The 13,585-nt window shown below is 69.0% G+C and carries 19 protein-coding genes; 9 read left to right on the top strand and 10 right to left on the bottom strand.

All coding sequences use genetic code 11. The features are described from left to right. Positions 1–19 precede the first annotated feature (19 nt). On the bottom strand, positions 20–511 hold the full coding sequence (locus ACQHIV_RS41845) for an SseB family protein (protein ID WP_427890286.1): 492 nt from the start codon (positions 509–511) through the stop codon (positions 20–22). A gap of 88 nt (positions 512–599) precedes the next feature. Between ACQHIV_RS41845 and ACQHIV_RS41840 the strand changes: the two genes are divergently transcribed. Next, positions 600–1,088, top strand: a complete 489-nt coding sequence (locus ACQHIV_RS41840; RefSeq protein ID WP_427890284.1) for a hypothetical protein — start codon at positions 600–602, stop codon at positions 1,086–1,088. After that, positions 1,075–1,746 carry a uridine kinase family protein gene (locus ACQHIV_RS41835; protein ID WP_427890282.1) on the top strand — a complete coding sequence of 224 codons (672 nt, stop codon included), beginning with the start codon at positions 1,075–1,077 and terminating at the stop codon, positions 1,744–1,746. Before ACQHIV_RS41840 ends, ACQHIV_RS41835 begins: the two co-directional genes overlap by 14 nt. Here the strand turns inward: ACQHIV_RS41835 and ACQHIV_RS41830 are convergent. The 3 genes from ACQHIV_RS41830 to ACQHIV_RS41820 are packed head-to-tail and all read right to left on the bottom strand — an operon-like array spanning position 1,700 to position 4,490. Beyond that, positions 1,700–2,488, bottom strand: coding sequence for a class I SAM-dependent methyltransferase (locus ACQHIV_RS41830; RefSeq protein ID WP_427890280.1), 789 nt, complete (start codon positions 2,486–2,488; stop codon positions 1,700–1,702). The two genes, ACQHIV_RS41835 and ACQHIV_RS41830, sit on opposite strands and share 47 nt — an antisense overlap. Continuing rightward, positions 2,485–4,152: a DUF6596 domain-containing protein gene (locus ACQHIV_RS41825; protein ID WP_427890278.1), complete on the bottom strand. Its 1,668-nt coding sequence runs from the start codon at positions 4,150–4,152 to the stop codon at positions 2,485–2,487. The genes ACQHIV_RS41830 and ACQHIV_RS41825 overlap by 4 nt, the downstream gene beginning before the upstream one ends. Next, complete coding sequence (locus ACQHIV_RS41820; protein WP_427896670.1) at positions 4,152–4,490, bottom strand: YciI family protein; 339 nt, start codon at positions 4,488–4,490, stop codon at positions 4,152–4,154. The genes ACQHIV_RS41825 and ACQHIV_RS41820 overlap by 1 nt, the downstream gene beginning before the upstream one ends. Before the next feature lie 91 nt (positions 4,491–4,581). Between ACQHIV_RS41820 and ACQHIV_RS41815 the strand changes: the two genes are divergently transcribed. Beyond that, entirely contained in the window at positions 4,582–5,463 is an 882-nt protein-coding gene (locus ACQHIV_RS41815) for an aldose 1-epimerase family protein (protein ID WP_427890277.1), read from the top strand. Here ACQHIV_RS41815 and ACQHIV_RS41810 read toward each other — a convergent pair. Genes ACQHIV_RS41810 through ACQHIV_RS41800 form a run of 3 tightly spaced genes read right to left on the bottom strand, consistent with a single transcriptional unit; the run spans position 5,441 to position 7,069 of the window. Continuing rightward, a complete protein-coding gene (locus tag ACQHIV_RS41810; RefSeq protein ID WP_427890275.1) occupies positions 5,441–5,905 on the bottom strand; it encodes a PH domain-containing protein in 465 nt (154 codons plus the stop codon). The genes ACQHIV_RS41815 and ACQHIV_RS41810 overlap by 23 nt on opposite strands. A 1-nt stretch (position 5,906) precedes the next feature. Continuing rightward, positions 5,907–6,755: an ATP phosphoribosyltransferase gene (hisG, locus tag ACQHIV_RS41805; RefSeq protein WP_427890273.1), complete on the bottom strand. Its 849-nt coding sequence runs from the start codon at positions 6,753–6,755 to the stop codon at positions 5,907–5,909. 50 nt (positions 6,756–6,805) lie between these two features. Continuing rightward, positions 6,806–7,069: a phosphoribosyl-ATP diphosphatase gene (locus ACQHIV_RS41800; protein ID WP_427890272.1), complete on the bottom strand. Its 264-nt coding sequence runs from the start codon at positions 7,067–7,069 to the stop codon at positions 6,806–6,808. 104 nt (positions 7,070–7,173) lie between these two features. Here ACQHIV_RS41800 and ACQHIV_RS41795 point away from each other — a divergent pair, with 104 nt between their 5' ends. Both ACQHIV_RS41795 and ACQHIV_RS41790 read left to right on the top strand, forming a co-directional pair. Next, positions 7,174–8,133 carry a P1 family peptidase gene (locus ACQHIV_RS41795; RefSeq protein WP_427890270.1) on the top strand — a complete coding sequence of 320 codons (960 nt, stop codon included), beginning with the start codon at positions 7,174–7,176 and terminating at the stop codon, positions 8,131–8,133. Beyond that, positions 8,130–8,642 carry a hypothetical protein gene (locus tag ACQHIV_RS41790; RefSeq protein WP_427890268.1) on the top strand — a complete coding sequence of 171 codons (513 nt, stop codon included), beginning with the start codon at positions 8,130–8,132 and terminating at the stop codon, positions 8,640–8,642. The genes ACQHIV_RS41795 and ACQHIV_RS41790 overlap by 4 nt, the downstream gene beginning before the upstream one ends. Here the strand turns inward: ACQHIV_RS41790 and ACQHIV_RS41785 are convergent. Continuing rightward, a complete protein-coding gene (locus ACQHIV_RS41785; RefSeq protein WP_427890266.1) occupies positions 8,587–9,219 on the bottom strand; it encodes an NAD(P)-dependent oxidoreductase in 633 nt (210 codons plus the stop codon). The genes ACQHIV_RS41790 and ACQHIV_RS41785 overlap by 56 nt on opposite strands. Before the next feature lie 66 nt (positions 9,220–9,285). On the opposite strand from ACQHIV_RS41785, the gene ACQHIV_RS41780 reads away from it, so the two are divergent. Continuing rightward, the gene (locus tag ACQHIV_RS41780) at positions 9,286–9,768 is read left to right on the top strand and encodes a MarR family transcriptional regulator (RefSeq protein ID WP_427890264.1); all 483 of its coding nucleotides are present in this window, start codon (positions 9,286–9,288) and stop codon (positions 9,766–9,768) included. On the opposite strand, the gene ACQHIV_RS41775 is transcribed toward ACQHIV_RS41780, so the two are convergent. Then, positions 9,759–10,724 carry a helix-turn-helix transcriptional regulator gene (locus tag ACQHIV_RS41775; RefSeq protein ID WP_427890262.1) on the bottom strand — a complete coding sequence of 322 codons (966 nt, stop codon included), beginning with the start codon at positions 10,722–10,724 and terminating at the stop codon, positions 9,759–9,761. The genes ACQHIV_RS41780 and ACQHIV_RS41775 overlap by 10 nt on opposite strands. Before the next feature lie 61 nt (positions 10,725–10,785). Here ACQHIV_RS41775 and ACQHIV_RS41770 point away from each other — a divergent pair, with 61 nt between their 5' ends. Beyond that, positions 10,786–11,739 carry a hypothetical protein gene (locus ACQHIV_RS41770; RefSeq protein ID WP_427890260.1) on the top strand — a complete coding sequence of 318 codons (954 nt, stop codon included), beginning with the start codon at positions 10,786–10,788 and terminating at the stop codon, positions 11,737–11,739. Positions 11,740–11,989: 250 nt separating this feature from the next. Here ACQHIV_RS41770 and ACQHIV_RS41765 read toward each other — a convergent pair whose 3' ends face one another. Beyond that, positions 11,990–12,280: a hypothetical protein gene (locus ACQHIV_RS41765; RefSeq protein WP_427890258.1), complete on the bottom strand. Its 291-nt coding sequence runs from the start codon at positions 12,278–12,280 to the stop codon at positions 11,990–11,992. A 541-nt stretch (positions 12,281–12,821) separates the two neighbouring features. On the opposite strand from ACQHIV_RS41765, the gene ACQHIV_RS41760 reads away from it, so the two are divergent. Continuing rightward, a complete protein-coding gene (locus ACQHIV_RS41760) occupies positions 12,822–13,019 on the top strand; it encodes a hypothetical protein (protein ID WP_427890257.1) in 198 nt (65 codons plus the stop codon). Further along, a complete protein-coding gene (locus tag ACQHIV_RS41755) occupies positions 13,019–13,567 on the top strand; it encodes a DUF6879 family protein (RefSeq protein WP_427890256.1) in 549 nt (182 codons plus the stop codon). The genes ACQHIV_RS41760 and ACQHIV_RS41755 overlap by 1 nt, the downstream gene beginning before the upstream one ends. The last annotated feature ends 18 nt before the right edge of the window (positions 13,568–13,585 follow it).

Raw genomic sequence — 13,585 nt, 5'->3', positions numbered from 1 at the left:
GTTCTTTCCGGGGAGCGGGTCAGCCCGTGGGTTCGACCCACGCGTAGCCGCCGTCTTCCAGGCGTACGACCTGGAGGCCGGCGGCCAGGCGCCGTACGTCGTCGGTCTCGATCACGCCCGGAGCAGGGCCGGCGATGTCCAGGACGATCGCGGCCGCGCCCTCCTGGACCGCCGCGGTGGCGACCAGTTTCGTGTGCTGCGGCATCGGGCGGGCCGCCGGGTCCCAGCGGGCCAGGCTCTCGGTGCCGGTGAACGCGAGCAGCGCGTTCCGCCCGTCCTGCCCCTGGAGCAGTACGACGGCCATGTCGGAGGTCTTGTCCTGCGCGAGCCCGTTCGCGTCGTACTCGACCTCGCCGAGCATCGCCACCACCGGCACCAGCAGGCGGGCCCGGGTGAGCGCCGCGAGCACCGCGCCGTCGTCCCCGGCGGCCAGCGCGGCCGCCAGCGCCGGATCCGCCGTACCGTCGTCGTTGTCGAACCCGGTGAAGGCCAAGCGCCGCTCTGGTTGCACGGCTGCATTCTTCCCTGTGCACTGTTTCAGGGGTACGTCAGGGCTGTTCCCCTCTTGGTTCACGCGCCATCTGTGCGAGCCTGGACATGTGCCTACTTACGACGCTTCGACGCTACTGCCGCTCTGCGCAGGCTTGACGCTGCTCGGACTGATCGGCTCGTGGTTCGCCTGGCGGCGCCGCGGGATCGCGGCGGGGACGCGCGGGGTGGCCTGGTCGCTGCTGCCGGTGTCGCTGTACATGACCGGCCTGCTGAAGGTTCTCTGGGAGGTCGTACGCTCGGTCGTGAGCTGGGCGGCCCACCTGATCTTCTCGCCGACCGTGTGGGCCGGAGTCGCGCTGTTCGGCGTCTCGGTCGTGCTGTACGTGGTGTCCGGCGTCGCCCGCGGCCGCACACCCAAGGCATCGGAGAAGAAGAAACCCGCCTCGCCCGCGGGAGAGCTGACCGCCACCGGTCCCGCCCCGGCGTCAGCCGCCACCGCACAAGCTGCCAAGCCGTCAAAGGGGAAGGCGAAGCAGCCCGAATCGTCGGAGTTCGACGAGATCGAGGACATCCTGAAGCGCCATGGAATCAACTGAGAAAGCCGCTGACCACGGCTCGCCCCTGACCATCGACTCGCTGCTGGACAACGTTCAGGCCGGCCCCCCGCGCCTGGGCAGGACCCGGCTGATCGGCGTCGACGGACCGGCCGGTTCCGGCAAGACCACCGTCGCCGCCCGCCTCGAGGCCCGCGCGAAACTGCGCGACCTGAACACGTCCGTGATCCACATGGACGACCTGTACGACGGCTGGACCGGCGCCGAGCGTGGGTTCGCTCTGCTCCGCGACCACGTCCTGCAACGGCTGGCCGACGGCCGCGAGGGGCGCTACCGCCGGTACGACTGGTACAAGCGCGCGTACGACGAGTTGCACGTCGTACCGAACACCGTCGACCTGCTGATCGTCGAGGGTGTCACCGCCTGCGACCGGGACGCCGCGCACTGGCAGTCGTTGCGGCTGTGGGTGGAGACGTCCAACCAGGTCCGCCTGGACCGCGGGATCGAACGCGACGGCGAGGCGCTCCGCGACCACTGGCTGGAGTGGATGCGGTGGGAGCGCGACCATTTCGCCGAGCAGGCGACCCGGTCGCGGGCGCACGTGGTCGTCGACGGCAACTCGTCGATCCCGTTCGACCCGGCCCTCGAGCTGGTCACGACGTCGGTGGCGTTGCCTCTCCACGATTCGGCTGCTTCCTGACGGCGATCAGGCGCGCCCGCGGGTGGTGGGTCCACTCGCCCACGGGTGCTTCCGCGAGGTACCGCGCGCGGAGGTCGGCGATGTACGCGTCACCGCGCTCCAGCGCCCGCGCCCGGAGCGGGCCGTGCAGGTTGGCGGCGTCGAAGTACGCCGCCGCGTCGGGGTGCACCATCGGGTACGAGACGAGTTCGTCGCGTTCGATCACCGCGCCGTCGAGGGCGGGGATCAACGCGTCCTCCCAGGCGCTGTCGGCGTGGCCGACGACCTTGTCGAGGAGCGCGAACGGGCCGCTCTCCTCCGCGACCTCCGGCCAGTACACGACACACAGCCGGCCACCGGGTCGCAGCACGTCGTACCAGGATCGGATCCCCGCCACCGGATCCGGAAGCTGCTGAAGCCCAAACACCGAAACCACCCCCGCCGCCCCCCACCCCGGATCGAGCCGGCCCGCATCCCCCTGCACCACCTCGGCCAATCCCCCCGCGCGGTTGCGGGCTAGGCGGACCATCTCGGCTGAGAGGTCTAGGCCGACGAGCTTTCGGTCGGGGAAGCGTGGGGCGAGGAGGTCGAGTTCGGGGAAGGTGCCGCAGCACGGTACGAGGATCGGGCCGTCCGGCAGTGACGACCCGAGCGTGTCGACGGCGGTGCGGACCCACGGCGCGAAGCGTGGGACGAAGTACTGCTCGTAGCCCTCGGCCGCCTGGTCCCAGCTCTGGGCCAGCCGGGAGAGCCGGTCGGTCACGCCTGCAGCCCGTCCCAGGACCACTGGACGACCGCCTGGCCGTCCTGGATGTCCTCGCCGCGGTGCTGGTACATGGTGTTGAAGGTGGCCCAGGCGAAGTAGTCGTGCAGCACCTGGCGGACCCGCGGGTCGGTCAGGCCGGCATCCGTCATCGCCTGGTCGAAGCAGTCGATCGCAAGCCGGTTCATCTCGTCGTGCTCGCCGTTCCCGGAGTGCAGCCGCTGGACGAACGCCTCGGTCTCGTACGTCGTCGTGTACGCCGGCGGCCCGCCGAGGGCCTCGCCCCAGTACGCCGCCAGCCGCTCGGTGTGATCGGGCTTCGCCCCGCCGTGGAACGCGTGGCTGACGACCGGATCGGCCATCACCAGCTCGTGCCATGCGGCCGCCAGCCGCACCAGACCTTCGGACCCACCCGCCGCTTCGTAAACGGTCTCCATGGCGGCAGTCTGCCCCAACTCGGCGAGCTGGTCACGGGCGTGCGCACGCTCCGGTTCGGATCCCGCGAGTACGACGGCCTGCTCGTACGCGGTGATTGCCTCGGGCAAACGGCCGAGCCGGCGCAGCAGGTCGGCCCGCGCGACGGCATACGGGTGGTAGTCGCGCAGCCGCGGTTCGGCGGCCATCTCGTCGAGGAGCGCGAGCCCGGCCTCGGGGCCGTCGCGGAACGCGATCGCGGCGGCCCGGTTGAGCGCGATCACCGGGGAGGGCTCGAGTTCGAGGAGTACGTCGTACAGCTGGACGATCTGCGGCCAGTCGGTGGCGGCGAAGTCGGGGGCCTCGTCGTGGACGGCGTGGATCGCGGCCTGGACGGCGTACGGTCCGGCGGGACCGCCGGTGAGCGCAGCGACGACCAGGGCGCGGCCTTCGGCGATCAGGTCGTGGTCCCAGCGGGCGCGGTCCTGGTGTTCGAGCAGCACGATCGCGCCGTGCGGTCCGCTGCGGGCGTCGCGGCGGGCGTGGATCAGCAGCATCAGCGCGAGCAGACCGCCCGCCTCACGTTCCGACGGGAGCAGGCAGTGCAGGATCCGGGCCAGCCGGATCGCGTCCTCGGCGAGGTCCAGGCGTTGCAGGTACGGCCCGGAGCTGGCGGCGTACCCCTCGGTGAAGACCGAGTAGATCACCTGCAGTACGCCGGGCAGCCGCTCCGGCAGCTCGTCCGGACCGGGGACCCGGAACGGGATCCGGGCCTCGCGGATCTTCTTCTTCGCCCGGACGATCCGCTTCGCCATCGTCGCGGTCGGCACCAGGAACGCGCGGGCCACCTCCGGCGTGGTCAGCCCGGCCAGGCAGCGCAGTGTCAGCGCGCCACGGTCCTCCGGCGCGAGGGCCGGATGCGCGCAGGTGAAGAACAGCTGCAGCCGTTCGTCGGGCAGCTCGTCGCCGACGGCCTGCGGCGCGGGGCGGTCCGCCTCGACCTGCAGGATCGCGAGCTTCGCGGCGTACACCTGGTCGCGCCGGAGCCGGTCGACCGCCTTGCGCCGGGCGGTCGTCATCAGCCAGCCGCCCGGGTTCGGCGGTACGCCGTCCACCGGCCAGCGGGTGAGCGCCGCCTCGATCGCCTCTGACGTCACCTCCTCCGCCAGGTCGAGGTCGCCGAACCGCCGGGCGAGCGCGGCCAGCAACCGGCCGCGCTCCTCCCGGAAGACGTGCCCGACCTGGTCCATCAGCCGAAGTCGGCGACCGGCCGGACGTCGACCGAGCCGCCGCCCCGCGACCCCGGGCACTTCGCGGCCCACTCCAGCGCGACGTCCAGATCCGGTACGTCGATCACGTAGAACCCGCCGAGCACCTCCCGCGTCTCCGCGAACGGCCCGTCGACCACGGTCCGCCTGCCGTCGTTCGCGACCTGGACCCGGGTCGCGGTGACCAGGTCGGCCAGCGACTCGGACGCGACCACCACGCCCGCGTCCTGGATCTCCTTGTCGAACCGCATCCAGTCCTCCGGCTCACACCCGACGGGCGCGTTCCGTGGGTCGAGCTCACCGGCGTTGATCAGCAGCATGTATTTCACGTCGTACCTCCTGGGTGGCTGTCTACACCATCACCACGAACGGGTTCGCCATCTGTGGACAGGTTGGGTGAGGATTGGCGGCATGAGTGTCTTGCCTTCGGGTGATCAGTGGGGATTGCGGGGCGGCGGGTACGAGGCGACCGTGGTGAGTGTCGGCGGCGGGCTGCGCGGGCTCACGTACGAGGGCCGCCCGGTGCTGCTCGGGTACGGCGAGGACGAGTTGGCGCACGCGGGGATCGGCCAGCACCTGTTCCCGTGGCCGAACCGGATCACCGACGGCGAGTACACGTTCGACGGCGTCACCCAGCACCTCGCGCTGAGCGAGCCCGCCCGGCACAACGCCATCCACGGCCTCACCCGCTGGGCGAACTGGCACCGCACCGACGACGCCTCCGACGAGTCCACCGTCGAGCTCGCCCACCGCCTCCACGGCGAACCCGGCTACCCGCACCAACTCGACCTCCGCGTCACCTACCGCCTCACCGATCACCTGCAAGTAACAGCAACCGCTACGAACATTGGTAGGACCGCGGCGCCGTACGGTTACGGAGCACATCCGTATCTGACGGTAGGACGCCCGCTCGACGAATGTGTACTCGAGTTCGAAGCAGCCGAGCGCCTGGAACTGTCGGAAAGGATGGCCCCGACCGGTTCGGTTCCGGTAGAAGGGTCGGCGTACGACTTCCGCGGCGGCCGCAGCATCGGCGCCACCGTCATCGACAACGCGTTCACCGACCTGCCGGGCACATGGTCGGTCACCCTCACCGACCCGGACACCGGCAACCGGTCCGTCCTGAGCAGCGACACGAAGTGGCTGCAGCTGTTCACCGGCGAACCGGTCGGCCGGAGCGCGCTCGCCGTCGAGCCGATGACCTGCCCGCCGGACGCGTTCCGCTCCGGTCAGGACCTGATCGTCCTGCGGCCGGGCGAGTCCCACACGACTACGTTCCAGGTATCGGTCTAGCGCCGGCGCCGTGTTCGCGGGCGACCGCCGCCAGCTGCTTGGCGGCGCGGGTCGCCCGCGCCCCCTCCGAGGCCTGTACGGCGAGGATCCCGATCCGGTTGTCGGCGGCATCGAACAGCTGCAGCCACGCGTCCCCTGGGCGGAACCGCAGCGCGGTCACCTCGGACCATTTCAGCGTGTACGACTTGAACACGTTCCGCACCCGCAAGCGGTCCGGGTACGCCGTCACCCGCAGCGTGGACATCCGGTACAGGATCCACAGCACCGCGCCGAAGAACGCCAGCAACGTGATCCGCTGGAACCAGTCGAACGTCGCCCGGTCCGCCGGCGACAGCCGGAACCAGATCACCCCGAACACGGCGATCAGCGACAGCCCCATCCCGGCCGACATCGCGCACACGATCCGGGGATGGAACGTCAGCAGCCGGTCCCGGGACGCCATCTCAGATCCGGCAGGCGTGGATGTCGGTGGTCAGGATGGCGCGCGCGCCGACCTCCCAGAGCTGGTCCATCAGCCGCTGCGCGTCGGCCCGCCGGACCATCACCCGGACGGCGACCCAGCCCTGCCGGTGCAGCGGCGAGACGGTCGGCGACTCCAGCCCGGGCGCGACCGCGGTGGCCGCGTCGACGTCCTCGGCGCGGATGTCGTAGTCCATCATCACGTAGTTGCGCGCGATCAGGACGCCTTCGAGCCGGCGTACCAGCTGCTGCAGGCCGTTCGGCGGGACGTCCACGCCGTGCCGCTTGATCAGCACCGCCTCGGACTGCAGGATCGGCTCGCCGAACACCTCGAGCCCGGCCTGGCGCAGCGTCGTACCGGTCTCGACGACGTCCGCGATCACGTCCGCGACGCCGAGCTGGACGGCCGACTCGACGGCGCCGTCCAGGCGGACCACCGACGCCTCGACACCGTTCTCGGCGAGGTGGTCCTGGAGCACCCCGGCGTACGACGTGGCGATCCGCTTGCCGGCCAGGTCCTTCACGGAGTCCGCGACCCCGGGCCTTCCGGCGAACCGGAACGTCGACGAGCCGAACCCGAGGCCCATGATCACGTCCGCGTCCGCGTGCGAGTCGAGCACCAGGTCGCGGCCGGAGATCCCGACGTCGAGGGTGCCCTCGCCGACGTACACGGCGATGTCGCGGGGGCGCAGGTAGTAGAACTCGACCTCGTTGGCCGAGTCGGTGAGGGTGAGGTCCTTGGTGGTCCGGCGCTGCTTGTAGCCGGCTTCGGTGAGGATCCCGATGGCGGCTTCGCTCAGCGAGCCCTTGTTCGGTACTGCGACGCGCAGCATGGCGACTGCCCTTTCTGGGGGTGTGAACCGGTGATCTGTGGAGGCGGCTCCTACAGATGTCGGTACACGTCCTCGAGGTCCAGGCCGAGCGCGTGCATCATCACCTGGGCGTGGTACAGCAGCTGCGACAGCTCCTCCGCGGCCCGCTCCTTGCCCTCGTGCTCGGCGGCCATCCAGGACTCGGCGGCCTCTTCGACCAGCTTCTTGCCGATCGCGTGCACGCCGGCATCCAGCGCCGCCACGGTCCCGGAACCCTCCGGCCGCGTCCGCGCCTTCTCACCCAACTCGGCGAACAGCTCGTCAAAAGTCTTCATCGCGCCGCCCAGCCTACGGGGCGCCAGCAGCGCCCTCGTCGCCAGGTCCGGCAGGCGGACCCCCGGCCGGTGAGATGCTGCGGCCTGTGGGTGACGATAACCGGATGCAGAGTCCTCGGAGAGTTCGCGAGCTGGGGGTGGTTGTCGGCAGTCTGCCCACGGGGCCGCTGAATGCGATCACCGACGTACCTGGGGTGCGTGTCGGGCAGACGACCGTCACCGGCGACGGTGTGAACACCGGCGTTACCGCGATCGTCCCGGACGGCTGGGAGGCGACGCTGCCGGCGGCGGTTGCTGTTGGCAACGGGTACGGGAAGCTGATCGGAACGACGCAGGTGGAGGAGCTCGGCGTCATCGAGACGCCGATCCTGCTGACGGGGACGCTGAGCACGTTCCGGGTCGCGGACGCGTTCGTGACCTGGCTCCTCGACCGCGACCCGAAGGCGACCAGCCTCAACCCCGTCGTCGGCGAGACCAACGACGGCCACCTCTCGGACATCCGCCGCCGCCCCATCACCCCCGCCCACGTCCACACCGCCCTGGACACCGCCTCCTCCGCCCTCCCCCTCGAAGGCTGCGAAGGCGCCGGCACCGGCACAGCCGCCCTAGGCTTCAAAGCCGGCATCGGCACCTCGTCCAGAACTCTGACTGAAGGAACTGTCGGTGCGTTGGTGCAGGCGAACTTCTCCGGGGTGCTGACCGTGCTCGGGCGGCCGATCCCCGCCGAGCCGATCGACGCGGACGGCAACTCCTGCATGATCGTGGTCGCGACCGACCTCCCGCTCGACTCCCGCCAGCTCGGCCGCCTCGCGCGGCGGGCGATCTTCGCGATGGCCCGCGTCGGCTCCGACTACGCCCCCGGCTCCGGCGACTACGCGATCGCCTTCACCACCAGCCGTACGCCGTCCTACGCCGACCGCGACCTCCGTACCCCGTTCCAGGCCGTCACCGAATCGGTCGAGGAAGCCCTCCTCAACTCCCTCACCATGGCCCGAACCACTACCGGCTTCCGCAACCGCACCGCCCAAGCGGTCCCCCACCACAGGATCCGGCCGCCCGCGTGACCCGCTCCCGGATCACCCGCCGCCTCCGCTCCCTCGCCACCCTCGAACTCGTCAACATCCCCCTGCAGTACGTCATCTGGTTCCAAGTCGTCGACCTACCGGCAACAGCCGCCAACCTCACCGGCTACGCGCTCTTCTCGTTGCTGCTGCTCCAAGGCGCCGCCTACTGGCACCTCAAGCTCCGCCAACGCCCCCGCAGCCCCCTGCCTGGCGCGCGCTGGTTCACCCACGCCCGCCGCTGGAACCTCTTACTGCTGGCTGCCGGCGGCGTCTACACCATCTGGTCGCTCTTACAGCACCCTGGCGCCAAAACCGCACCAGGCCTGGTCTTCACCGCAGCCGCCGTCCTGGAGTACGTGAACTACTTCCACACCCAACTCATGTACGACACAGCCCCTGACCTGCGCTACCTACTCACCCACGGCCTCCGCCGTTCCCACCTGTCGCGCGACCTCAGTACGCAACGCCAACCGGCCGACGCACCAACGCCGGGTCACTCAGCGACTTGAGCATCAGGTCGGCCACATCGGCACGCGAGATCAGATACCCACGGCTGACGGTCCCACCGGCCTCCGTCCGGTAGTGCCCGGTGAACGGCTTGCCGTTGAGCTTCGGCGGCCGCACGATCGTCCACTCCGCGGCGCTGCCCATGATGTCCGCCTCCATCACCCGCAGGTCGGCGTACACCTCGGCCGCGAACGCGTTGATCAGCGGCCACACCACCCGCTTGTTGAGGAAGTCCCCGGGCGTCGGCCCGAGCGGTGCCGCGCTGACCGCGACGAACCGCCGTACGCCGACCGCGTCCATCGCCGCGAGGATCGACTTCGTACTGCGGGACGCGACCGGCCCGTCCTTTCGCCCGCGGGCGCCGACGCCTGAGATGACCGCCGTACTGCCGTCGATCGCCTCGCGCAGCGGGGCCGCCGCGTCCAGCCCGGGCACCCGGACGACCTCCAGCGACGGGTGCTCCAGGTCGAACGCCGACGACGTACGGACCACCGCCGTCACCTTCTCGCCGGCCGCCAGCGCCTGCCGTACGACGTGGCCGCCGATCCCGCCCGTCGCGCCGAACACCGTGATCCGCATCCGAACCGCCTCCTGTGCGCTACCGTAATCTCATCTGCAACTCATATAGTACGGAAATCATAATATATGGAACAGACAGAACAAGGTGACGTACGGCACCGCCGGCGGACCGGGAACGAGATCAAAGCCGCGCTCCGCGATCTGCGGATCCAGCTCGCGCTGCTCAACCACCAGATCGGCGGCAAGCTGGCGCTCAAGGACGTCGACCTCGACTGCCTCGACGTCCTCGCCCGCAACGGACCGCTCACCCCGAGCGCCCTCGCCCGCCAGGCCGGGCTGCACCCGGCCACGCTGACCGGCATCCTCGACCGGCTCGAACGCGGCGGCTGGATCGCCCGCGACCGCGCCCGCGCGGACCGACGGAGCGTGGCGATCCGGGTGCTTCCGGACCGCAGTACGGAGGTCTTCCGGCTGTACCAGCCGATGATCGGCGCGATGGACGACGTACTCGAGGACTACAGCGAGGCTGAGCTCACGGTCATCGCTGACTTCCTAAGGCGCAGCACGGAGGCCGGGCAGCGAGCCAACGGGGAGCTGGGTCAGGAGTAGAGGTCGTGGAGCTTCCGGCCGAGCTCCTTCAGCTCAGCCCGGAGCTCCTGCGGCTCCAGCACCTCTAGGGCGTCACCGAAGCGGCTCAGCGTGGCTGCAGCGTTCTGCACCGACTCGATCGGGACCGTCACCACAACGCTCCCGTCCGGCTCCGGTACGGCGGCCGCGACGGCCTTGACGAGTGCCGGATACGAGATGTCGTACGTCCTCCCGGCCAGCCTGGCTGACACCTTGAGGACCGCCTGCGCGGTGAAGCGTGTCCTGTCGAACCCCTCCAGGTGTTCTTGCCAGTACTGCGCCAGGTTGAAGCCGTCAGCGCGTTCGAACTGCTCGTCGGTCGGTGTGAGCTCCAGGATGTTGGAAACGCGGTACGTGCGTAGTCCGCCGGCTGTTGCGGCTACGACGTACCAGCTGCCGTTCTTGAGTACTAGGCCGTACGGCTCGAGCAGCCGCTCGACCTCGCGGGGCTCTTCCCACCTGCGGTACAGCACGCGGACACGGCGGTCGTGCAGTACGGCGTCGGCGACGGCTGCGAGCTGTGGTGAGTTCTCTGCATCCTGGTACCAAGCGGGCAGGTCCAGGTGGAAGCGGTTCTTCAAGCGACCAGCCCGGTCCCGCTGGTCCGGGGCGAGCGCTGCGAGCAGCTTCAGCTCGGCCGCACTCGTCTCGGCCGTCAGCCCGAGTGCTGCGGCAGCACCGGGCATACCGACCAGGAACAGGGCAGCCGCTTCCTGTTCGGTCAGGCCGGTCAGGCGGGTGCGGTAGCCCTCCACCAGGCGATACCCGCCTGCACGGCCCTGGTCGGCGTACACGGGGACACCTGCAGCCGCGAGGGCCTCGACGTCGCGGTAGATCGTCCGCAGCGACACCTCGAGCTCGTCAGCAAGCTCCCGCGCCGTCAGCTGCCGACGCGTCTGCAGCAACAGCAGGATCGAAAGCAGCCGGCTCGAACGCATACACCGAGGTTAGTTCGGATCACTGCCATGGGTTGTCAGGTTTTGCTCGCACGCTGGACGCATGGACAAGGTGACCGGGGACTTCGACTTCCTCAACGGGTACTTCGACGTACACCACCGCACACTGAAGCAGGCCTTCGCCGGATGCGACGAGTGGCTCGAGTACGACGGAACCACGAGCGCGCGGACGTACTTCGACGGCCAGATCAGCATCGACGAGATGCGCTTCCCGACGAAGGGGACGTACGGCCTCTCGCTGCGGCTGTTCGATCCGGTGAGCAGGCAATGGAGCATCTGGTGGGTCAACAGCACCACGATGGAGCTGTATCCGCCGGTGCACGGCGGGTGGTCCGCCGACGGGACGCGGTGCCGGCTGGTCGGCGAGGACACACACGAAGGCCGACCGATCCTATGCAGCTACGAGTGGTCCGACATCACCGCGGAGGCCGCGCACTGGGAGCAGGCGTACTCCGCCGACGGCGGCGCGACCTGGGAAACCAACTGGATCATGGACTTCAGGCGGCGGCCGACTCCGCCGCCGGCGCTCGACATCCCGAAAGTCACCGACAACTTCGACTTCCTCATCGGCCGCTGGTCCTTCCACAACCGCCGCCGGCGGCCAGTCCTCGGAGAGCCCTTCACCTGGTACGAACACGACGCGACGATGCAGGCCACGACGTACTTCGACGGAGCGATCAGCTTCGACGAAGGCTGGTTCCCGAGCGAGGGTTTCCGCGGCGCGACGTTCCGGTTGTTCAACCCGGCGACCCGCACCTGGTCCATCCACTGGATCAACAGCACCCGCGGCCAACTGGAAACCCCAGTCATCGGCTCCTTCACCAACGACACCGGCACCTTCGAAGGCCCCGACGTGTGGGAAGGCGAACCGATCGACGTCCGCTTCCTCTGGACACCCGGCACAGACAAAGCCGCCTGGGAACAATCCTTCTCCACAGACGGCGGAAACACCTGGACCGTCAACTGGTACATGGAACACACCCGCGTGGAGGAATAAGCCCCCACGTGCTCCGCAGCCGCTAGCTTCGTCGCGCTGCTCCTCAGACGCGTCCGCTCCGCGCGCTCCCACCCACCCACCGGCTGGCGCCGGCTTTTTGCCGGCTGCCGCCGGCGTGTGACTGCTAGGCGGAGGCCCGCGAGTGAAATGCAGGGTGGCCGGTGGCGACTGTGGGCCCTTGGCGCGGCCTGTGGGCGCAGGGGCAGGTAATGGATGGTGAGTGTGGAACCATCCCCCGCCTGATTGCTCCTCACGGTCGGGCGGATAGATCAGGACCAGACGCGGCAGACCACTCCACAGGCAGGGCGCGACCCATCCACTGCATGAAGGCGAGCTCGACATGCCTGTGCGGGCAGCAGGCGAACGCATCGGCGAACATCCGCGCCATGACGGCAACCGCGACATCTCCGTGATCGGCATCGGCACCTGGCGGAAACTCATCTGCAAGGTATGCCAGCAGCAGACCGCCGAGCGGCGGGTTGCCGTCCATGAACCCGCACGCATACCAGTAGGCCGGATCCGCAGCGGCAGTCTCGGCCAACTCCCCGGCGTACCGCTCATCCGATGGTGGGTGTGCCATATGAATGTCCCTTGCCTGTGTCCGGGAACCTCGGTCCACGGATGGACGTTGCCGGAGCCGCAGTTGCTACGACTGGTCGCCGGCAGCGTGCACACTCTCGCCGTGGAGCGAAGTGCGCCCAGCCATTGACGCATGGTCCGTGGCCGGCCGCAGGACCGGCCAGCCACGATCAGTGAACTCGACGGGCCTCCGCACGGCCTCAGGCTCGAGGAGGCGCCGGATCGCCCGCATTGTCTCCTCCGCGGGCCGTCGCTCATCGAGGGTTCTGCGCACCTCGTCGAGTACGTCCCCCGTCGGCGTTGATCTCGCTTCGCTCATCTGCGCTCCCTGGAGCCTGCCTGAGGTATCCGTCGAGGCTCGAGAGAGCACGACCGGAAGAGAGTATTCCTAGGTTACTTGGAATATCAAGTCGCCATCGGGACTTCTTGGCGTCATATTCCAATCCTGTGAGCAATTATGTAGACTGACCCTGACACTGCCCTTGATCGACGGAGGATGACCGATGTCAGAGCTGCGACGACTTGCCGGTGATGAGTGCCCAGACAAGAAGACCTGTCCAGCCGCTTGGGCCAAGGACAGCGATCCGGACTCCGTCTACGTTGTCGGCTCGATCGTCCGAGATGACGACGAGCTGCTGGCAACGGCCGGACCGGATGAAGTCGTCATCCGGTTCCCCAGAAGTCTTTGGGAGAGCCGTTGATGTTGCCTGAGGACGAGGTCGACGCGATCTTCGAAGGCTATCGACGTAGCGCCTTCCGCCTCGAAACGCTCGATCACTATGACGTCGGCTCGGACGGCGGTGACGTCGCGCGCTATATCGCCGGTGAGCCCGACCCGGACCCGGACCGGAAGGGGCCATGGCTCGACGAGTTACGCAGCGAACGAGCTGCAGGAAAACTCCGCCACCGTGTCCACGTCCTGCGCACTCCCCTGACCGGCTACCTTCGCTACGAATGCGAGTGGGGATACGTCCCGAACGCGGCGGCCGGGGAACAGATCCACATCCTCGACCTCACCGAGACCGAGTTGCCCACTGGGATCGAGATACTCGAGGACTTCTGGCTCATGGATGACCAGACCGTCCTGCGGATGCACTACGACGCACAGGGCGTGTATCTCGGCGCGAGCCTCGCGGACGACGTCGTACCGTATCGTCGGACCCGCGATGCCGCACTCGCAGCCGGCACGGACTTCGATGCGTGGTGGAACCAGCATCCCGAGTACTGGCGAGCCAACCACCGAGAGTAGGAGAAGCCCGGCCGCGTA

Source organism: Kribbella polygonati (assembly GCF_050320105.1).
Taxonomy (GTDB): domain Bacteria; phylum Actinomycetota; class Actinomycetes; order Propionibacteriales; family Kribbellaceae; genus Kribbella.
Note: the sequence above shows the minus strand (reverse complement) of the source record. Positions and strands in the feature narration are given on the sequence as shown.

Coding starts and splice junctions, on each gene's coding strand:
- ACQHIV_RS41835 (WP_427890282.1), top strand. CDS start 1,075: ATGGAATCAACTGAGAAAGCCGCTGACCACGGCTCGCCCCTGACCATC.
- ACQHIV_RS41825 (WP_427890278.1), bottom strand. CDS start 4,152: ATGGACCAGGTCGGGCACGTCTTCCGGGAGGAGCGCGGCCGGTTGCTG.
- ACQHIV_RS41820 (WP_427896670.1), bottom strand. CDS start 4,490: ATGCTGCTGATCAACGCCGGTGAGCTCGACCCACGGAACGCGCCCGTC.
- ACQHIV_RS41815 (WP_427890277.1), top strand. CDS start 4,582: ATGAGTGTCTTGCCTTCGGGTGATCAGTGGGGATTGCGGGGCGGCGGG.
- ACQHIV_RS41810 (WP_427890275.1), bottom strand. CDS start 5,905: ATGGCGTCCCGGGACCGGCTGCTGACGTTCCATCCCCGGATCGTGTGC.
- hisG (WP_427890273.1), bottom strand. CDS start 6,755: ATGCTGCGCGTCGCAGTACCGAACAAGGGCTCGCTGAGCGAAGCCGCC.
- ACQHIV_RS41800 (WP_427890272.1), bottom strand. CDS start 7,069: ATGAAGACTTTTGACGAGCTGTTCGCCGAGTTGGGTGAGAAGGCGCGG.
- ACQHIV_RS41795 (WP_427890270.1), top strand. CDS start 7,174: ATGCAGAGTCCTCGGAGAGTTCGCGAGCTGGGGGTGGTTGTCGGCAGT.
- ACQHIV_RS41785 (WP_427890266.1), bottom strand. CDS start 9,219: ATGCGGATCACGGTGTTCGGCGCGACGGGCGGGATCGGCGGCCACGTC.
- ACQHIV_RS41780 (WP_427890264.1), top strand. CDS start 9,286: ATGGAACAGACAGAACAAGGTGACGTACGGCACCGCCGGCGGACCGGG.
- ACQHIV_RS41775 (WP_427890262.1), bottom strand. CDS start 10,724: ATGCGTTCGAGCCGGCTGCTTTCGATCCTGCTGTTGCTGCAGACGCGT.
- ACQHIV_RS41770 (WP_427890260.1), top strand. CDS start 10,786: ATGGACAAGGTGACCGGGGACTTCGACTTCCTCAACGGGTACTTCGAC.
- ACQHIV_RS41760 (WP_427890257.1), top strand. CDS start 12,822: ATGTCAGAGCTGCGACGACTTGCCGGTGATGAGTGCCCAGACAAGAAG.
- ACQHIV_RS41755 (WP_427890256.1), top strand. CDS start 13,019: ATGTTGCCTGAGGACGAGGTCGACGCGATCTTCGAAGGCTATCGACGT.